The sequence below is a fragment of the Cecembia lonarensis LW9 genome (genome assembly GCF_000298295.1).
In the GTDB taxonomy this organism is placed as follows: domain Bacteria; phylum Bacteroidota; class Bacteroidia; order Cytophagales; family Cyclobacteriaceae; genus Cecembia; species Cecembia lonarensis.
The window spans coordinates 1-18,402 of record NZ_AMGM01000048.1; the positions used below are offsets into that span (position 1 = coordinate 1).

Genomic DNA, 18,402 nt, shown 5'->3' on the forward strand with positions numbered 1-18,402 from the left:
AAGGCTGTCCTTGGACAGCCTCTTAACTTTTTGGTTTTTGGGTTTTTTACCCATAAAATCGGGTAAAAGATGGAATAAGCAACTTTTCTGCAAAATATTGTACTTATGTAAGTAAAACATCTTTTCCATGATAAAAAAATATCATCTAAATATTTTTTTAATTGGTTTTCTTTTGCTTTACATGGTAAGTACGGTATTTTACCCTGCCCATCCTTCCCGGTCTAAACTTCTGTATTGAATGGCCTCTGCAAGATGTTCGACTTTGATATCTTGTGATTGGGCAAGGTCAGCGATGGTTCTGGAAACTTTCAGGATTCTGTCATATGCGCGTGCAGAAAGCCCCAATCTTTCCATTGCCGTTTTTAAAAGCAATTTACCTGCTTCGTTGATTTTACAAACTTCCTTTACCATATGGGAAGGCATCATGGCATTGCAGTAGATTTCGGGATTGTCTATGAATCTTTTTACCTGCGCTTCCCTCCCCATGATCACTCTTTCCCTGATTGCTTTACTGGATTCTGTTTTCCTGGTGGATGTCATCTCATCAAACTTTACCGGGGTGACTTCTACGTGCAGGTCGATTCTATCCAATAAAGGCCCGCTGACTTTATTAAGGTATCTTTGGACGATCCCAGGCCCACAGACGCACTCTTTTTCGGGGTGGTTATAATACCCACAGGGACAAGGATTCATGCTGGCAATTAACATAAAGTTAGCAGGGTAATCAACCGAAACTTTGGCCCTTGAAATGGTCACTTTTCGCTCCTCTAATGGCTGGCGCATGACTTCTAAAACAGTTCTTTTGAATTCAGGTAGTTCATCCAGAAAGAGTACTCCGTTATGGGAAAGTGAAATCTCACCAGGCTGTGGGTTACCTCCGCCTCCAACCAAAGCTACATCAGAAATCGTATGATGTGGAGATCTGAATGGACGCTGCGCAATCAATGAGGCATGCCGCCCCAACTTACCGGCTACAGAATGTATTTTTGTGGTTTCAAGGGCTTCCTGAAGGGTTAGGGGAGGAAGGATGGAAGGTAGTCTTTTGGCCAACATGGTTTTTCCGGCTCCTGGTGGGCCGATCATGATGACATTATGACCTCCCGCAGCTGCTATTTCCATGGCTCTTTTGATGTTTTCCTGCCCCTGTACATCCATAAAGTCAAACTCATATTTTTCAAGAGAATTGAAAAATAAGTCCCTGGTATCTGTCACCATTGGAGATATTTCAAGCTCACCTTCTAAAAAGTTGATGGCTTCTTCTAACGTCTCAACACCTATGATATCCAATTTATTGACAATAGATGCTTCTGTAGCATTCTCTTTGGGCAAAATAAAACCTTTAAATCCCTGTTTTCTAGCTTCAATGGCAATGGGCAAAACGCCTTTTACTGGCCTTAATTTTCCGTCTAGCGAGAGCTCTCCCATGATGACATAATTTTCCAGTTCAGGGAATTGAACCTGCTCTGAAGCTTTGAGAATCCCCAAAGCAATGGTCAGGTCATAGGAAGAACCTTCTTTACGTATATCTGCCGGTGCCAGATTGATGACTACTTTTTGTCGCGGCATGCGATACCCAAAATACTTAAGGGCAGATTCTACCCTTTGTTGACTTTCTTTAACAGCGCTGTCAGGAAGGCCTACCATATAAAAACTGGTTCCCTGACCTACATTTACCTCAATTGTGATAAGTTTGGCATCTACTCCCGATACCGCACTTCCAAAAGTTTTAGCTACCATATTTAAAATTCTTTCTGAAACAAAAAAGGAAACCAAAAAGCGGTTTCCTAATATAAGAAAATTTTAAACTAAGCCCTCTTTTTATTTAAAGTTTTGTCTAGGTCGGATTACTGAAGAGCTATCTTTGTCTTGATCTTTTTGTTCAATTTTACGCTCTATGTTTTTAAGCTTGATACCCTGTTCAAGGTCGTACATTTTTGCCTTTAGTTCTCTTTTCTCCACTTCCTTTTTATCAATCTGCTCCATTAAATTTTTTGCTTGTAAAGCACTGGTGCCCCAAGAAATAAGATAAAGGGTCAGACCTATCAAAAGGAAGGATACAACACTCGAGGTACTGAGACTTTCTACTCCAAATATCCCTTTAAGACTATCAAAAGAGAGAAAATACACCAAGCTGACCGCAAAAAAAAGTAGGACCAATAAGTGTGCTATTTTATTAAATTGTTTCATGAGTGGGGGATTCTTTAATTTTATATTGTATTAAACAGATTGTATGGAAGAAAGATTCCTGTAAAGGCCTTCTTCTTCCATTAACTCCTGATGGGAGCCCCTTTGTACGATTTTTCCCTTTTTGATGACAAGAATCTCGTCCGCATGTTGGATGGTACTCAGCCTGTGGGCAATTACCAGTGTGGTTCTATTCGTCATGAGGTGATTAAGGGCATCCTGCACCAATTTCTCAGATTGAGAATCTAAAGCAGAAGTGGCTTCATCTAAGATCAGTATGGGGGGATTTTTTAATACAGCCCTGGCTATACTTAACCTTTGTCTTTGTCCACCTGATAATTTGGAACCCCTTTCACCAATATTGGTATGGTAGCCTGATTCCAGTTGAATGATAAATTCATGCGCATTGGCAATTTTGGCTGCTTCGATGACTTCTTTTTCGGTCACCCCGTCCAAGCCAAATGCTATATTCTCGAAAACAGAACCATTAAATAAAATTGATTCCTGGGTGACAATACCCATAAGTTTTCTTAAATCCTCCAATGCGATCTCTTTCAGATCTTTCCCATCTAAGGTTACCCGCCCTTCAGTGGGGTCATAAAACCTTGGAAGCAGGTCAGCAATGGTGGATTTTCCTCCTCCGGAAGGTCCCACCAATGCAATCGTTTTTCCTTTGGAAAGTGTAAAATCTATCCCTTTCAGTACCTTTTCTTTTTCATAACTGAAATTAACCCCTTCATATTGAATGCATGATTCAAACTTGTCCACTCTGAGGGGCTTGGGCACATCTTGAATATCACTTGGGGTGTCCACTACTTCAAAAATCCTTTCGGCAGAGGCGAGCCCTCTTTGAATGCTACTGGCGGCCCGGGAGATTTCCTTGGCAGGGTTGAGTACCTGGGTGAAAATGATGATGTAAGTGATAAAATCTGAGGCGCCTAGGTTTGAATTATTACTCAGAACCAATGAACCACCATATAAAAGGATTCCTGCCACCACGGTGACGCCAAGAAACTGGGAGGCAGGAGAGGCCAGTTCATTTTTTCTGGCCATGGAAATGTTTACATTGGAGTAATAATCCGTCTCCTGATCAAATTTGGAACGCATAAATTTTTCTGCTCCAAAAGCCTTGATGACCCGCATTCCTCCTATGGCTTCGTCCAAGATATTCACAATTCGTCCCAATGACTCCTGACTTTCTACTGCCTTTTTCTTTAATCTTTTGGTAATGCCTCCGATAACGGCACCGGAAATGGGAATGATCAAAATGGTGAATAAGGTCAATTTGACAGACATAAAAAATAAAACGGCGAAGTACAATAGTATTGTGACCGGTTCTTTAAAAACAACCCTCAAAGATTGCACAATGCTGTTTTCTACTTCTTGGATATCATTGGTCATTTTGGACATCAGGTCCCCTTTTCTTTCATTGGAAAAATAACCGATGTGCAATTGGCTGACCTGTTCAAAGATATTCATGCGCATTTTCTTGATAATCTCCGCACGTACCATTGCTAAAACCACTCCCGAAAGGTAGGTAAAGAGGTTGGCGAGGAATACAGAAATTACGATGATGATACAGACATAAAGGAGGGTGCCAAATTTTCCGTAAGTGTCTGCTATTTGGATAAAGTAGTGGTTAAAAAGATGCAAAAAATACTCAATGGAAAAGCTGAAGGAAGGTTTATCCAAATACTTGCTTAAATCAGCAGGATCTACCTGTTCGAAGATAACATCGAACAAAGGTTTGAGTAGAGTGAAATTTAGTAATCCAAATATAATTGCCAGTAGGGTATATACCACATAAATGGGGAAATAACGTCTAAATGGCCTTGCATAGGAAAGTATCCTGAGGTAGGTATTCATGAATCGGCTTGAAATTATCGCCGCAAGTTACGGAATTAATGCCTCAAAAATTAAAATCATTCCGTATCATGTTAATCCTAAGCCCCGCTTGCGTGAATTGATTCACCTCCGGAGCGTTTAGATCCTGTGCTGTTCTTCTTCTGTAAGTATGGGTGAGATCAAGGAAAATATTTTGCTTGATCATGTAGCTAAGGTTCAGGCTCCCCATGATTACCCTGTTTTCGATACCCTGACCAATTCGGTTGCCAAAGAGGCCAATCCCCGTGTTGGGATTAGAACGGTTTTTTAGGACATCCTTGCCAAAATTCACATCCTCGGAAGGATCATCTCCGAAAAATTGGAACAAGCCTGTGAAATTTGCAAATAATCTTGGAGAAGGTTGGTACCTCAAGATGCCTACTGCTTCCCTAAAATTTGCGCCCAAAGGATGGGCCAGCGGCGTTCTGTAATTGCTGAAAGACTGGAAGTCAAATTTCTCCTGATAGGTATAAGGTCTGGCTTGGTTGTATTCCAATTGAAGGTCAAGATTGGAAATATTGAACACATCGATGTATTTGTAACCGGCTTGAAGTCCGTATTTGTTGCGCAGCGATTGCTTGCCATCAATCCCAAAAAATTCACCAAACACAAATTCATCCAGGGCAAACTGTCCATACAACTGCATACCTTTGGTAAAATTCCATTTGGCATCCATTCCCAGCATGATTTTATCCGGTGTTCCTAACTGATGTTCTACCCATCGGTAGAAAATTATGGGGTTGAGGTAATTCCAGTTGAACTGATTCATCATGACCGATTCGAAGATACCAATATTGAGTTTTTTACCAATATTGGTGCCCAGTCTGTGAAATGAAAACCATTTCTGAGGATATCGTCCGTCTGTAGGTCTACCTTGCCCGTCGAAAATTACATCTGCTGTCATCTGCGCCCAAACATTGGTCAGGTTGAACCGCCAGATTTTGGTATTGAGCTTGGCAAACATGTAGGGGTTAGAAAAATCGGAAATGATCATGGAACGGTAACCTTCTCCTACAAAATTTCTGTCATGACCGACTTGGGCCTCAATGTGCTTGGTGATGTTGAAGCTTACATGTCCCATAGCTGAAAAATACCCATAGCCTTCCCCTTCAAACCTTTTCCAAAAACCTTCTCCAGGTACAGCCCCACTATGTTCAATGTAGTCTTTTATCCAGGTAGGGAAGATGGTTTGGGTAGTGGTCATGTAGGTGTAAAAAGCTACCTTTCTGTCAATACTTCCTCTGACTTCTATACCCCTGCTATTCCTTACCCTGAGCCTATCTACATCCTGCTCTCTGCCAGCTGCCAAATATATTACAGGGTTGATATGGATATCAAATACTTCATCTCTGTAATGATAAAAGTCTGAGGGCTTTCTGTATAATTTTCTGAAAACGGGATTTTTAGAATCATTCGGCTCTTCTGCCATAAACTCCCAGTTGTCATTGCTGAGGTATCCAAGGTTAAACCGGTCTGAACGGGAGCGGATTACCCCAGAATAGGCAATGGAATCCAAAAAAGCGGCTAAATGATCTCTCCTGTAGGGTTTGAATCCAGTATGAAATGCACTGTTGTTTTTCCCATGTAAGATCTCATAGCGCTCTACAAGGTGGTAGTAATCCCTGTTAAAAGGAACATAAGCCCCTTGACCAAAAGCTTCTTGGCCCAAAAAAAACAGGCATAGAAAAGTAAAAAGCGATAATTTTTTCATAAAGCACAAAGTGATAAAGATGTAAATCTAAAAAAAGTAGCGTAAAAGAAAAGCAGATGGCTTCGTCAACTTTTTATGAACCTTATTAGTTTTTGCACTAATCTTTTTAAGTGTCCAATTAAAACATTAATTTGGAACTATAAACCTCATCATCATATGAAAGCAGCTTTTCAACCTGTGTTCCTTGCCCTATTGGTTTTCATGGCGGGGAGTTTTCAAGTATTTAGTCAGGGGACTAATTACTTTTCTGAAAACCGATACGCGGATTATCCCATCATTTCTTTGAAAGAAAATTTCTTCGGTAACCCGGTTTATTTTATTGAAGGTGAAAAAATCAAGGCCTCAGAGGTCAGGGCTTATATGGAAATAATGCCAGGGGATGCCAATAAGTTTAGTCAGGTCAATTCCCGCATGGTAGCAGGAAACGCCTTGTATTTTGGAGGTTTGGGTGTAGGCCTTGGAGGTTTAGCCTATTTATTTTCCAATTTTGAAAATGCTGCTAATCCCAACCGTGTATTGTCCAATTTTCTGATTTTAAGTTTAGGAGGAGGAGTGATTACAGGGATTGGTGCCAATATGAAAAGACAGGGGGTCAGAGAGATCAATGGCCTTTTAGAAAACCACAATTATTTAATCAGACAAGAAGAAATACTTGGGCCTTATTTGAAAATGGATTTCAGACAGAATTTTCTGGGCGAAAAGATTGATATCTACGAAGGGCCAAACTTATTGAATAAGCAGCGGCTCAACCAGATCAAACAGGATTTTCCAGAGTTGCAATCCTATCTGCAAAGCGCAGAAAGGGCCCAGAATTGGAGCGTTGCTTTGGATATTGTAAGCTTGGTGTCCAACCTTGTTTTTATTTCCTATGTGGCTTTTCCGGAATTTCAGTCCTCTGCTCCGAGCAATCTAATTATACCTCTTTTTGTGGTGGATTTAGGGGTTGGCATATCGTCCAGTGTAATCCGTAGAAATGCCAGGAACAGAACCAGGTTGGCCTTGCAGCAATTTAATTTCAGAGACTGACCTCAAAAATTTGGCATTCAAGAAGTTTGTCCTTCGATCGAATAATTTTTGGATAATTTTGGAAACATTTTAAAAAAGAAATAACTTTGTGCCTCATTTGGAAAAAGCGATCAAAGATAAATAGTAATACCATGAAAAAAGACATTCATCCTAACTACAGAGACGTCGTGTTCTACGATACCTCTAGCGAATATAAGTTCTTGACCAAGTCTACCATCGAGACAAGTGAAACTATCGTATGGGAAGACGGAAAAGAATATCCTGTATACAAGATTGAAGTTTCTTCTAACTCACACCCTTTCTACACTGGTAAGAAGATGATTTTGGATACTGCTGGTAGGGTTGAGAAATTCAACAGAAGGTACGCGAAGAAATAATTTCACTTTACTGATCTGTAATAAATCTCTTGGTTAGCAATAGCCAAGAGATTTTTTTATTCTATCCCTTCAAATACCTCATCCAAATCCAGCACAAAGCCCTCAATGCATTGAGAGGGTACCTGGTCCCCTAAGGTAAAAAGTTTGGAGGGAACATATTTCCTGTGGGTAAGGGTATAAACCAGCAATGTTTTTTCATAAGGATGGATAATCCAGTATTCTAACACACCACTTTCCTCATAGACTTCATACTTATTTTGGAGTTCTTTTTTATTATTGGAAGGGGAAAGGATTTCCATAATCAGGTCAGGGGCACCTACACAACCCAAATCATCCAGCTTTTCAGGATCACAGACCACACAGATATCGGGTTGGACTACTGTATTGATGTCTTCATGCTTTCTGGATTTGACAGGTAGACGGACGTCGAAAGGGGCTGCGTAAACCTTGCATTCTTTTCTCTCCAGGAGGGCATACAATTTTGCAAAAATTCTTCCGGAGACCTCCTGATGAATCCTTCTTGGAGCTGCTGCGGCCTGCCTGAACACTTTTCCTTTGATCAGTTCTACCATATGGTCGATCTCCCAGGTCAGGTAGTCTGCATAGGTGTAGCGGCCATATTCGGTATAAGGCTCTTTGACAAGGTTGTTTTCTTCCTCATTTTTCATTGAATCTAAGATAGGAAAAAGGTTTTATTCATGACATCATTATAATTGAGAAAGATGGATGGGCATTATTCCAAATTCAATGGTTGTACAAATTGCACTTAAATTTTTTTCAGAATAACTAAAAAAAGTTGATTATTCTGTAATTTCATACAATTAGTTGAAAATAGTAGAGGGCATTCTAATAGAATGAGAATGCCCTCTTTCTTAAGATTCGAATATGAAAAAATACGCTTTATTAATTCTTCTGGTTTTAGGTTGCCAGAACAAAGAAAAATCAAATTACTCAAAAATATTTATTGACCTGGACAATACAGAATCTGCAAACTATTCTGATTTTTTTTCAGAAATTGAATATGTACTCATAGATATTCCAGACTCCATTCCTTTTGTAAAACCATGGAAGATTGAGTTTACTCGAGACAATATATTCATTAGTGACAGAGAATTGGGTAGTGTATTAATTTTTGATGATATGGGCAATTTTGAAAAAATAATTGGCCCAAGAGGAATGGGGCCAAAGGAATTTTCTTATTTAAATGATTTTCAGGTAAATGGCAAAAGTGTTTCTGTTTTAGATGGGAGTTTAAAAAAAGTGATCCGCTATGATTTAGATGGTAATTTCATGGAAGAGGAATTCATTGATATGCAGCCAAGGATTTTTTCTTCCAATCGAACTACTGGAGTTTACTATTTTGGGAATTCCCCGGAAATTGATAATTATACGATAGTAAAAAAAGTAGGATCAGAAATTGAAGGCATTAAAACACTAAATCAATATTTAGAGGGCATAAACTATGCTTCTATTCAAGGTTTTCAAAAAATATCCGACGGGACTTATGAATATATAAAATTAGACCCTAGTTACGAGATTATTTTTTTTAATGCTGACAAAAGTATAAATCGTTCAATTGAATTTGATTTTGGCAAATATAATTTTCCGGTTGAAAAAAGGAAATCAATTACATACTCACCAGAGAGAATTGACTTTTTAAATAATGATCAAATTGTTGAGTTTATATTTTCATTCCTATCTATAGATAAAACCTATTGGATGACGGTAAATCAAAGTGGTTTAAAATCAAAATACATAATAATGAATGAGGATTTTATACCTTACCGGATAATAGGCAACATCAGGAATGATTTAGATGGTTTAGTGACTGATTTCTCTCCATTTACCGTAGAAAACGACAACTTGGTAACTTTTAAAAGTGCTTTAGGATTATTAAATGATTACAAAAATTCATTTCAAAATCAAATTGGAGATTTTAAAAATGTAGGTCAAAGCAATCTTCATGAATTCGTAAAAGGCAATGCTGAAAAATTGGAAGGTGACAATTATGTAATTATTAAACATAAAAAATTATAATTCTTTCATCGAATTGATTCCATGTATTGGAATCTCACTTGATTAATTGGTGTTTTCAAAACAGTTTACCTTTATAAATTTTATTTATTCCAACCCCTCAAACAACTCATCCAAATCCAGCACAAATCCTTGGATACATCGGGAAGGAACTTGGTCTCCCAAGGTAAATAGCCTGGAAGGAATATATTTCCCGTCGGTAAGGGTATAAACCAAAAGTGTTTTTTCATAAGGATGGATGATCCAGTATTCTAGCACGCCGCTTTCCTCATAGACCTCATACTTATTCTGGAGTTCTTTTTTATTGTTGGATGGGGAAAGAATTTCCATAATCAGGTCAGGGGCACCTACACAGCCCAAATCATCGAGTTTTTCCGGATCACAGACCACACAGATATCGGGTTGGACTACTGTATTGATGTCTTCATGCTTTCTGGATTTGACAGGTAGGCGGACGTCGAAGGGTGCTGAGAACACTTTACATTTTCGTCCCTTTAGGGTTGCGAATAATTGGGATGTTATTTTGACTGAAATTTCCTGGTGAATTCTTCTTGGAGCCGCAGCGGCCTGCCGGAACACTTTTCCTTTGATCAGTTCCACCATATGGTCAATCTCCCATGTCAGGTAATCGGCATAGGTGTAGCGGCCATATTCGGTATAGGGCTCTTTGACAAGGTTGTTGTTTTCTTCCTCCTTTTGCATATCCCTAATTTAGTAAAAAAAGCCAAGTATTCATCATTTAGTTGTCGAGAGTTGGTGGGATTAATTCATATTCAGGCAAGAGTTAAAACCTTATGGGCTGGTTTTCCATCAGAATTTTTATTTTTGTGACATGGACAATCTAATTTTATTTGACGACCCTGCCATCAGGGGCGCCCTGCTGCCTTTTACTTTTACCAGGCCGGTGGCAGCCATTAGAGTAGGAATTCTTAAGATTTCTGAAAAATGGGAAAAATATTCCGGGATCACCCCTGGTTTTTTTACCCAAGATTATTTGTCAGCCAAGTTCCCCAAAAATGAAGCACCTGCTTTGATGGTCAATGGGGCAGTTTGTCCTTCAGCAGCCCTTTGGAAAAGCTTACAATCTTTGAAGAAAGGTCAGGCACTATTTCATCAGCAAGTGCTTGTGGCTGTACACGGGGACGATCCTTCCAACTTTCAAGTGGACAGGGCCAAGGCCTTGGAAACTGTTGTATTTGACGGGGAACTTACCCTTATTCAGAAAAATTGGCATATCTTCCAGTTCAATGGCCAGGAAATCAGGAATGATTTTAAATTATTGACCTCTGGAAGAAAATCTGAAGCCTTAGATGATCCACATACGATTACCTATAACCCATCTGATATTTTTATTGAGGAAGGAGCCAAAATCAAAGCAGCGGTATTAAATGCTGAGGCAGGCCCCATTTACATTGGGAAAAATACCGAAATACAAGAGGGTGCTTTGATCCGAGGTCCTTTCGCACTTTGTGAGGGTTCTACGCTAAATATGGGGGCTAAATTGCGCGGAGACACAACCATTGGGCCACATTGTAAGGTGGGTGGTGAGGTATCCAATTCGGTTATCTTTGGTTACAGCAATAAAGGCCATGAAGGATTTTTAGGAAACGCTGTATTGGGAGAGTGGTGCAATATTGGTGCAGATTCAAATAATTCTAATTTGAAAAATAATTATGCCCCAGTTAAAATCTGGGATTATACCAAAGGGGGATTTACCAATACAGGTTTACAGTTTTGTGGGCTGATGATGGGTGACCATTCCAAATGCGGAATCAATACCATGTTCAACACGGGAACGGTAGTAGGTGTAGGAGCCAATATTTTTGGGGATGGTTTTCCCCGTAATTTTATCCCATCTTTTTCTTGGGGTGGAGCAGCAGGCTTTTCAACCTTCCAAATGAGGAAATTTGAAGAAACGGCCATTGCCGTAATGAAAAGGAGGGGGCTAGAATTTGGTTCACAGGAAAAAGAAATACTGGAAAGGGTTTTTGATTTGACCCGACATTACCGTATTTGGGACAAAGAGGCTTGATAGATGATGTTATTTTCTTCCATACCTGGACTTGAAGAAGTAAAAGAGAAGATTGTTCTGGCTGTTCAGAATAACCATTTAGCGCATGCGCTCCTTTTTCATGGTCCAGAGGGATCTGCCAACCTCAAAATGGCATTGGCCTTGGCTACTTATTTGCATTGCGAAAACCCTGGGCCATACGATGCCTGCGGTACCTGCCCTTCCTGCCAAAGAATGGCCAAATTGATCCATCCTGACATGAATTTTGCCTTTCCTTTGCCGGGTACTGGAGATTCAAAGGCAGAGGATGAGGAAAAAAAGAAGGTAGATTTCACTGCTGCTTTCAGAGATTTTGCAATCAATAGTGCCTATGGCAATGTTTCGGATTGGATTTATCAGAATGGTTTTGAAAAAAAGCAGCTCAACATTTCAAAGGCTACTGCCAGGCAGGTTATCAAAACGCTATCATTAAAATCTTTTGAAGGGGGCTATAAAATCATGCTTATCTGGTCTCCTGAATATTTACACACTGCTGCAGCTAATGCCTTGTTGAAAATTTTGGAAGAGCCGCCGGAGAAGACCATTTTTATGCTGGTGAGTTCCCAGCCAGAGCAACTCCTGACTACCATCCTTTCAAGAACCCAAAAAATCATGGTCAGGGCATTTAGGGATGAAGAAATCATGTCTCACTTGGTTCAGGAAGATTTTTGTTCCCGAGAAGCAGCCACACAGATAGCGCCTTTGGCAGATGGGAATATGCGTGAGGCTTATCAAATGATTGATCAGATAGAAGACGAGAATACCCTGATGATTAGAGATTGGTTTAGGGCATGCTACTCGGTGCAGGTCAATGATATTTTTTCTTTTGTTGAGAGATTTAGCACCAAAGATAAAGAGGCACAGAAATCGGTTCTTTTGAGTGGTATGAATGTATTGCGCGAGGTGTTGTTGGATAAATCACAGTTACCTCAGCTTATGCGAAGTGCAGATCAGGACAGGGATTTCATACACAAATTAGGTGTACATGTATTGGATGAAAACAAATTAATGGGAATCTATGAATTGATGAATACGGCCCATTATCATTTGGAAAGAAATGCCAATGCAAAAGTGATGTTTACCGATTTAAGTTTTAAAATCACAAGGATAATGAAGCCTGTTCAAACATCCTCCTCATGAAAAAAACAATTGGCCGCAAAGAAAAAATATCCATTCCGAGCTGGGGCTTAAAAGAGGTAATGGCAAAAGTTGATACTGGTGCTTATACGTCCTCCATCCACTGCAGTTTTTGGGAAGAAAAAGAGGAGAATGGGCAAAAAGTACTGTATTTTACTGTATTGGATCCGACCTACAAAAAGTTCAATGGTGAGTTGCTTCATACTGTGGATTTTACCCGAAAGAAGGTAAGAAATTCCTTCGGGCAGGAAGAAATCAGATATAAAGTCAGTACAAAAGTCCTTATGTTTGGAGAGGATTTTGAGGCAGAGTTTACGCTGACCGACAGGGCCAAAATGAGGTCCCCGGTTTTATTGGGGAGGAAGCTTTTACAAGGGAGATTTATAGTGGATGTCCAGGAAATTAATTTATCAAAAAAATCTAAGAAATGAGAATTGCAGTTTTATCCAGAAACCCCCATTTATATTCAACTAGGAGGCTAATGGAAGCGATAAGGGCTGCAGGACATGAGGCCATGGTGGTTGATCATTCCCAGTGTGACCTGATTATTGAGCAGGAAGGGCCTTCAATTATTTATAAAGGGGAAAAGCTCATTGATATAGATGCGATCATCCCAAGAATCGGAGCTTCAGTTACTTTTTATGGCACAGCAGTAGTCCGACAGTTTGAGTTGATGGGTGCTTTTCCCGCAGTTGAGTCTCAGGCTATTGTGAGAAGCCGGGATAAACTCAGGAGTCTTCAAATATTATCTAAAGCGGGCTTGGGAATGCCTAAAACCGCCTTTACCAACTTCTCTAAAGGGGGAGAAAAAACCCTGATCGAACGAGTAGGAGGAGCGCCACTGATTATTAAGCTTTTAGAAGGAACACAGGGACTTGGTGTGGTTCTAGCAGAAACAAAAAAGGCAGGTCAATCTGTTATCGAGGCTTTCCATGGTCTCAAGGCGAGAATTATTGTCCAGGAGTTTATAAAAGAAGCCAAGGGTGCAGATATTAGAGCTTTTGTGGTCAATGGTAAGGTTGTCGGTGCGATGAAAAGGCAGGGTGCAGAAGGAGAATTCCGTTCCAATCTTCATCGAGGTGGAAAAGCTACTGTGATCAGACTTTCCAAAGCAGAAAGAGCGGCTGCGCTTGGCGCAGCAAAGGCTTTAGGTTTGGATATTGCAGGTGTGGATATGCTTCAATCCGAACGTGGGCCCTTGATCCTTGAGGTCAATAGCAGTCCAGGCCTCGAGGGTATAGAAAAGGCTACTGGTGTAAATATTGCCGGCGAAATAGTGAAATTTATTGAAGAGGCTGTCGAAAAAAGATCTAGAAAAAGAAGAATTAAGCATGAACAGAATAATCCGGATAGGCACTAGGGGAAGTAAATTGGCCCTTTGGCAGGCCTATCATGTAGCAGATTTATTAAAGGCTGCTAGCCTGCAAACAGAAATTGTCATCATTGAAACCAAAGGTGACAAAGTCTTGGATGTTTCCATAGCAAAAATTGGAAGTAAAGGGGTTTTTACAGAAGAACTTGAAGAGCAACTGGCTTCTGGTGCTATTGACATTGCCGTGCACAGTGCGAAGGATATGCAATCTTCCTTACCTGAGGGTTTTGAGTTGATCGCATTTACGGAAAGGGAAAAAGTCAATGACATCATTTTGAGCCATGATAAAGACATCGATTACAGAAATGCTGATAAACCACTCGTTTTGGGCACTTCTTCAACAAGGCGTGTGGCGACATTGAAACACTTTTATCCACATATTCAAACGGTGGAGGTTAGGGGAAATTTACAAACCCGTATAGCCAAAATGGAAGCAGGGCTTTGTGATGCCTTGCTCTTGGCTTATGCTGGGGCACATAGGATGGGATATGATGAGATGATTTGCCACGAACTATCCTTGGATGAATTTACGCCTGCTGTTGGACAGGGTTCGGTGGCCATCGAGTCCTCCGTTTCCCTTGATCCCCAAGTCCGCAAGTTGATTCAATCTGCCTGTCACCATGAAGATACAGGCTATAGATTGGTAGCAGAGCGCAGTTACTTGCGTGTATTGGAAGGTGGTTGTAGTATCCCTGTCTTCGCTTTGGCAGAATTGGAGGGAAGTCAGCTTAAAATAAAAGGTGGTATTGTAAGCTTGGATGGTCAACAAAGGATCGTTCATGAGTTGACCGGAAAAAAAGAAGAGGGGGTAGTGCTTGGCCAAAAACTGGCAGAACAGGTATTACAAAGTGGTGGTGAGAAAATATTGAAAGAAATTAAATCCGCATTGAAAAAATGAAAAAGAATTTACCTGTATTTCTGGCCATTTTTATGGGCCTTTTGGTTTCTTGCGCCTCAGAAAAAGATTACCTGATAAAAATCCAAACCAGGCATGGGGACATGTATGCGGTTTTATTTGATGAAACCCCTAGGCATAAGAACAATTTTATAGAATTGGCCCAATCAGGCAGGTTTGATTCTACTGATTTTCATAGAGTGATAGAAAATTTTATGATTCAGGGTGGAGACGTCTTTGGAAAAGAAGGTTTGCCACAAGATGCTTGGCCTACTGTTCCCGCAGAAATCAAGCCTGGTTTTATTCATAGTAAGGGGATGTTTGCAGCAGCAAGGCAAGGGAACAACATCAATCCAGAAAGACGGTCCAGTGGTTCTCAATTTTACATAGTGCAAGGTAAAGTGTACACCAAAGATGAGTTAGTGACCGATATGCGCCAACTTTCAGAAACGTTTTTAAAGTACATCCAATTGGCGAGTAATGCGGAATTAAAAGAAACCTACAGTAAACTTTATGATGAAGAGCGTTTTGACGAGCTGAATGACATGATGCTGAAGGAGAAGGCCAATTTAGAAAAATTCTACAGCATCAGTTTGGAGAAACCCATGACAGCGCAACAGGTTGAGGCCTACACCACAGTTGGAGGGACTCCCCATTTGGATGGAGAATATACTGTTTTTGGCAAGTTGATTAAGGGTTTGGATGTTTTGGATAAAATTGCTGCTGAGCCTACAGGACCAAGGGACATACCAGAGGAGAAAGTCTATATGACCGTCAGTGTAGAGTTATTGCCAAGAACAAAAATTGAAAAGGAGTTTGGTTATATCTATCAGAAATAAACCATGAAAAAAGTATTGATCACTGGAGCCAATGGTCTATTGGGTCAAAAACTGGTTTTTAAATTAAAAGAAGAGTCAACATACCAAGTTTTTGCCACAGGCAGAGGAGAGTCAAGGTTGCCAAACGAATGGGGTACTGGTTTCAAGTGGGAATCCTTGGATGTCACTGATTTGGATGAGGTCCTAGCTATTTTTGAAAAAAATAAGCCTGATTTTCTGATTCATACTGCAGCGATGACAAATGTGGACGAATGTGAATTAAATCCAGAAGCATGCGATGTGCAAAATGTAAATGCTGTCCAAAATCTTATCGATGCTTGTGAAGTTCATAGAACACATTTCATCCATTTGTCCACGGACTTCATTTTTAGTGGGGCAGAAGGGCCTTATGATGAAGATGCCCTTCCTGATCCGGTCAATTATTACGGATCCTCCAAATTAAAATCAGAAATGCTGGTCAGATCCTCTAATTTAAAATGGGCAATTGTAAGGACGGTATTGGTATATGGTATTGCAGCCGATATGAGCCGCTCGAATATTATTCTTTGGGTCAAAAAATCCTTGGAAAACGGGAAAAGTATACAAGTGGTAAATGATCAATGGAGAACGCCTACTTTGGCAGAAGACCTTGCAGATGGCTGTATTTTGTTGATGGAGAAAGAAGCCACAGGGGTTTTTAATATTTCAGGCAAAGACATGTTGACCCCATATGAGATGGCCATACTAACAGCAGATTATTTTGGCTTGAATAAGTCTCTCATACAGGAGGTTGATTCTACGGTTTTTACGCAACCGGCCAAACGCCCTTTAAAAACAGGTTTTATAATCAAAAAGGCCATGAATGAGCTGGGCTATTCACCCAAAAGTTTTACAGACGGAATTGGTATTTTATCAAAACAAATTAAATTAGCCGATTCTTAAGCAAAAAATTTTCTTTAAAAATCAACTAATCGATAGACTATGGCGATGAGTTCAGAGACCCAAGGCAGAGACCAATGGGGATCCAGTTTGGGTTTTATTATGGCAGCTGCCGGCTCAGCAGTAGGTTTGGGAAATATTTGGAGATTTCCTTACCTGACTGGTGAAAACGGAGGAGGAGCATTTGTTTTCGTATATGCTATTTGTGTGCTCCTAATAGGACTTCCTTTATTACTGAATGAAATTGCCTTGGGCAGAATATCCGGAAAGAACCCTATCGGTGCCATCAAAGCTACGGGAGGTAATAAATTCTGGCAATTAGCAGGGGTCCTTTGTATTCTGGTTTGCTTTTGTGTACTGTCCTATTATTCTGTGATTGCTGGTTGGACCATAGGTTACATTTTTACTGAGCTCATCAATATCCCGGTTGACTTCAATGAATTTCAAGACACGCCCATGTATGTGGTGCCTTTATGTTTTACTTTCATTTTGATGACCATTGGCGTTGTTTTAGGAGGGGTTTCCGGCGGTATTGAAAAAGCTGCTAAATTCCTTATGCCGATTTTATTTATTATCATTATTTTCATTGCAGGCAGAGCAGTAACCTTGGAAGGGGCTAGCGCAGGGATAGAGTATTACTTAAAACCCGATTTTTCTAAAATTAATGGGAAAGTATTTCTTTCTGCATTGGGACAGGCTTTTTTCTCCATGTCTGTAGGTTGGGGTCTGATGATTACTTTTGGGTCTTATTTACCTAAGAATAGCAATATTGTCAAATCTTCCGGTTGGATTGCGGGGATGGATAGTACTGTAGCTTTATTAGGTGGTTTGATGGTGTTCCCAGCATTGTTTGCCCTTTTACCTGGAAAAGATCCTGCTGGTGGTCCCGCATTGGTTTTTGAGGTATTGCCAGCGGTATTCGATGCTATGCCAGGTGGTAATTTCATCGGAGCTTTGTTTTTCCTTTTGTTACTAGTAGCAGCGTTGACCTCCAGTATATCTATGTTGGAAGTTCCTGTGGCCTATTTTATTGATGAGAAAAAATGGAGTAGGAAGAAGGCTGCCTGGACAATTGGAATTGCAGCCATGATACTTTCTGTGCCATCGGCTTTATCTTCTATTGATGGCAATTGGTTTGCTTCACTTACCCTTAAACTTGGAGGAAACGAGCAAGTTGGATTTTTCTCTATCATGGATTTCTTGTTCGGAACATTTGCTGTCGTATTGATCTGTTTATTATTGTCACTCTATACCGGCTGGGCTAAGAAAATCTCAGATTTCGCAAACGAACTTTCTTCCGGTGCTCCTAAATTCAAAGGTGTTTATCGAACCGCTTGGATTTTCTTCATCAAGTGGATTTGTCCAATTGTGATTGCTCTGGTTTTATTGGATACGCTTGGAGCATTTGGGACCCCCCAAGAAGGAGGTTGATCATTTTAATTTTCAAAAAAAAGAGAGGCATTGGCCTCTCTTTTTTTGTCAATGAACTTCATGAAAATGCATTTTGTATTAAAAATTATGTAACTTAGCGGCGCTACATCAACAAAATAAATTATGAAAGTCCTTGTGGTAGATGACGATGCCATTAACAGGCTTATTTTGAAGAAAATTTTCGAAAAGGAAAATGATACTGTACTTACCGCTAATGATGGTGAAGAAGCCTTACAAATCCTAATTAGTGAACCGGACTTTAATGTAGTCATCACAGATATTATGATGCCCAAAATGGATGGAATTCAATTATTGGCAGAGATAAAACTTAAAGATGAAATCAATAAAATCCCAATCATTGGTTTTACAGCGGGAGATATTGAATATTTCAAGAGCACAAGCTTGGTTTCTTTTGATAGGCTTTTAGCCAAACCTATGGATTTTTACGAACTCTATGGTATAGCAAAGGCTTTTGGTATGGGGGGATCTAATGTCAATTGATTGCAGTGGCATTTTTAACATTTATCCGTTTTTTTCGTTGGAA

General features: G+C 40.0%; 18 protein-coding genes. 12 read left to right on the forward strand and 6 right to left on the reverse strand.

The genetic code is table 11. The annotated features are described in order from the left end of the window. Positions 1 to 198: 198 nt before the first annotated feature. The 4 genes from B879_RS13815 to B879_RS13830 all read right to left on the reverse strand — a co-directional run bounded on the left by B879_RS13815 (position 199) and on the right by B879_RS13830 (position 5,779). A complete protein-coding gene (locus B879_RS13815) occupies positions 199 to 1,737 on the reverse strand; it encodes a YifB family Mg chelatase-like AAA ATPase (RefSeq protein WP_009185812.1) in 1,539 nt (512 codons plus the stop codon). A gap of 81 nt (positions 1,738 to 1,818) precedes the next feature. After that, the gene (locus B879_RS13820) at positions 1,819 to 2,187 is read right to left on the reverse strand and encodes a hypothetical protein (RefSeq protein ID WP_009185813.1); all 369 of its coding nucleotides are present in this window, start codon (positions 2,185 to 2,187) and stop codon (positions 1,819 to 1,821) included. A 30-nt stretch (positions 2,188 to 2,217) separates the two neighbouring features. After that, positions 2,218 to 4,050: an ABC transporter ATP-binding protein gene (locus B879_RS13825; RefSeq protein WP_009185814.1), complete on the reverse strand. Its 1,833-nt coding sequence runs from the start codon at positions 4,048 to 4,050 to the stop codon at positions 2,218 to 2,220. Positions 4,051 to 4,093: 43 nt separating this feature from the next. Beyond that, entirely contained in the window at positions 4,094 to 5,779 is a 1,686-nt protein-coding gene (locus B879_RS13830; protein WP_009185815.1) for a hypothetical protein, read from the reverse strand. Between the two features lie 156 nt (positions 5,780 to 5,935). On the opposite strand from B879_RS13830, the gene B879_RS13835 reads away from it, so the two are divergent. Continuing rightward, entirely contained in the window at positions 5,936 to 6,805 is an 870-nt protein-coding gene (locus B879_RS13835; protein WP_009185816.1) for a hypothetical protein, read from the forward strand. A gap of 131 nt (positions 6,806 to 6,936) precedes the next feature. Then, on the forward strand, positions 6,937 to 7,182 hold the full coding sequence (locus B879_RS13840; protein WP_009185817.1) for a type B 50S ribosomal protein L31: 246 nt from the start codon (positions 6,937 to 6,939) through the stop codon (positions 7,180 to 7,182). A 56-nt stretch (positions 7,183 to 7,238) separates the two neighbouring features. On the opposite strand, the gene B879_RS13845 is transcribed toward B879_RS13840, so the two are convergent. Continuing rightward, on the reverse strand, positions 7,239 to 7,850 hold the full coding sequence (locus B879_RS13845) for a Uma2 family endonuclease (protein WP_009185818.1): 612 nt from the start codon (positions 7,848 to 7,850) through the stop codon (positions 7,239 to 7,241). 217 nt (positions 7,851 to 8,067) lie between these two features. On the opposite strand from B879_RS13845, the gene B879_RS13850 reads away from it, so the two are divergent. After that, positions 8,068 to 9,219, forward strand: coding sequence for a 6-bladed beta-propeller (locus B879_RS13850; protein WP_009185819.1), 1,152 nt, complete (start codon positions 8,068 to 8,070; stop codon positions 9,217 to 9,219). Positions 9,220 to 9,303: 84 nt separating this feature from the next. Here the strand turns inward: B879_RS13850 and B879_RS13855 are convergent, their stop codons facing one another. Next, a complete protein-coding gene (locus B879_RS13855) occupies positions 9,304 to 9,918 on the reverse strand; it encodes a Uma2 family endonuclease (protein WP_009185820.1) in 615 nt (204 codons plus the stop codon). Between the two features lie 130 nt (positions 9,919 to 10,048). Between B879_RS13855 and B879_RS13860 the strand changes: the two genes are divergently transcribed. From B879_RS13860 to B879_RS13900, 9 genes are all read left to right on the forward strand, one after another. Further along, positions 10,049 to 11,248 carry a GlmU family protein gene (locus tag B879_RS13860; RefSeq protein WP_009185821.1) on the forward strand — a complete coding sequence of 400 codons (1,200 nt, stop codon included), beginning with the start codon at positions 10,049 to 10,051 and terminating at the stop codon, positions 11,246 to 11,248. 6 nt (positions 11,249 to 11,254) lie between these two features. After that, positions 11,255 to 12,406, forward strand: coding sequence for a DNA polymerase III subunit (locus tag B879_RS13865; RefSeq protein WP_040400740.1), 1,152 nt, complete (start codon positions 11,255 to 11,257; stop codon positions 12,404 to 12,406). Then, positions 12,403 to 12,834, forward strand: a complete 432-nt coding sequence (locus B879_RS13870; RefSeq protein WP_009185823.1) for an ATP-dependent zinc protease family protein — start codon at positions 12,403 to 12,405, stop codon at positions 12,832 to 12,834. The genes B879_RS13865 and B879_RS13870 overlap by 4 nt, the downstream gene beginning before the upstream one ends. After that, positions 12,831 to 13,763, forward strand: a complete 933-nt coding sequence (gene rimK / locus B879_RS13875; RefSeq protein ID WP_009185824.1) for a 30S ribosomal protein S6--L-glutamate ligase — start codon at positions 12,831 to 12,833, stop codon at positions 13,761 to 13,763. Before B879_RS13870 ends, rimK begins: the two co-directional genes overlap by 4 nt. After that, positions 13,735 to 14,673, forward strand: a complete 939-nt coding sequence (hemC, locus tag B879_RS13880; protein WP_009185825.1) for a hydroxymethylbilane synthase — start codon at positions 13,735 to 13,737, stop codon at positions 14,671 to 14,673. The genes rimK and hemC overlap by 29 nt, the downstream gene beginning before the upstream one ends. Further along, positions 14,670 to 15,509 carry a peptidylprolyl isomerase gene (locus B879_RS13885; protein WP_009185826.1) on the forward strand — a complete coding sequence of 280 codons (840 nt, stop codon included), beginning with the start codon at positions 14,670 to 14,672 and terminating at the stop codon, positions 15,507 to 15,509. The genes hemC and B879_RS13885 overlap by 4 nt, the downstream gene beginning before the upstream one ends. Positions 15,510 to 15,512: 3 nt before the next feature. Beyond that, positions 15,513 to 16,430 carry an SDR family oxidoreductase gene (locus B879_RS13890; RefSeq protein ID WP_009185827.1) on the forward strand — a complete coding sequence of 306 codons (918 nt, stop codon included), beginning with the start codon at positions 15,513 to 15,515 and terminating at the stop codon, positions 16,428 to 16,430. Positions 16,431 to 16,469: 39 nt separating this feature from the next. After that, the gene (locus B879_RS13895; RefSeq protein WP_009185828.1) at positions 16,470 to 17,858 is read left to right on the forward strand and encodes a sodium-dependent transporter; all 1,389 of its coding nucleotides are present in this window, start codon (positions 16,470 to 16,472) and stop codon (positions 17,856 to 17,858) included. A gap of 123 nt (positions 17,859 to 17,981) precedes the next feature. Then, positions 17,982 to 18,359, forward strand: a complete 378-nt coding sequence (locus tag B879_RS13900) for a response regulator (protein WP_009185829.1) — start codon at positions 17,982 to 17,984, stop codon at positions 18,357 to 18,359. The last annotated feature ends 43 nt before the right edge of the window (positions 18,360 to 18,402 follow it).

What these genes read in the sequence shown, in the direction of transcription:
- B879_RS13865 (WP_040400740.1), top strand. Translation starts at nt 11,255, where the DNA reads ATGTTATTTTCTTCCATACCTGGACTTGAAGAAGTAAAAGAGAAGATT.
- B879_RS13825 (WP_009185814.1), bottom strand. Translation starts at nt 4,050, where the DNA reads ATGAATACCTACCTCAGGATACTTTCCTATGCAAGGCCATTTAGACGT.
- B879_RS13830 (WP_009185815.1), bottom strand. Translation starts at nt 5,779, where the DNA reads ATGAAAAAATTATCGCTTTTTACTTTTCTATGCCTGTTTTTTTTGGGC.
- B879_RS13815 (WP_009185812.1), bottom strand. Translation starts at nt 1,737, where the DNA reads ATGGTAGCTAAAACTTTTGGAAGTGCGGTATCGGGAGTAGATGCCAAA.
- B879_RS13885 (WP_009185826.1), top strand. Translation starts at nt 14,670, where the DNA reads ATGAAAAAGAATTTACCTGTATTTCTGGCCATTTTTATGGGCCTTTTG.
- B879_RS13840 (WP_009185817.1), top strand. Translation starts at nt 6,937, where the DNA reads ATGAAAAAAGACATTCATCCTAACTACAGAGACGTCGTGTTCTACGAT.
- hemC (WP_009185825.1), top strand. Translation starts at nt 13,735, where the DNA reads ATGAACAGAATAATCCGGATAGGCACTAGGGGAAGTAAATTGGCCCTT.
- B879_RS13890 (WP_009185827.1), top strand. Translation starts at nt 15,513, where the DNA reads ATGAAAAAAGTATTGATCACTGGAGCCAATGGTCTATTGGGTCAAAAA.
- B879_RS13845 (WP_009185818.1), bottom strand. Translation starts at nt 7,850, where the DNA reads ATGAAAAATGAGGAAGAAAACAACCTTGTCAAAGAGCCTTATACCGAA.
- B879_RS13870 (WP_009185823.1), top strand. Translation starts at nt 12,403, where the DNA reads ATGAAAAAAACAATTGGCCGCAAAGAAAAAATATCCATTCCGAGCTGG.
- B879_RS13835 (WP_009185816.1), top strand. Translation starts at nt 5,936, where the DNA reads ATGAAAGCAGCTTTTCAACCTGTGTTCCTTGCCCTATTGGTTTTCATG.
- B879_RS13895 (WP_009185828.1), top strand. Translation starts at nt 16,470, where the DNA reads ATGGCGATGAGTTCAGAGACCCAAGGCAGAGACCAATGGGGATCCAGT.
- B879_RS13855 (WP_009185820.1), bottom strand. Translation starts at nt 9,918, where the DNA reads ATGCAAAAGGAGGAAGAAAACAACAACCTTGTCAAAGAGCCCTATACC.
- B879_RS13850 (WP_009185819.1), top strand. Translation starts at nt 8,068, where the DNA reads ATGAAAAAATACGCTTTATTAATTCTTCTGGTTTTAGGTTGCCAGAAC.
- rimK (WP_009185824.1), top strand. Translation starts at nt 12,831, where the DNA reads ATGAGAATTGCAGTTTTATCCAGAAACCCCCATTTATATTCAACTAGG.
- B879_RS13860 (WP_009185821.1), top strand. Translation starts at nt 10,049, where the DNA reads ATGGACAATCTAATTTTATTTGACGACCCTGCCATCAGGGGCGCCCTG.
- B879_RS13820 (WP_009185813.1), bottom strand. Translation starts at nt 2,187, where the DNA reads ATGAAACAATTTAATAAAATAGCACACTTATTGGTCCTACTTTTTTTT.
- B879_RS13900 (WP_009185829.1), top strand. Translation starts at nt 17,982, where the DNA reads ATGAAAGTCCTTGTGGTAGATGACGATGCCATTAACAGGCTTATTTTG.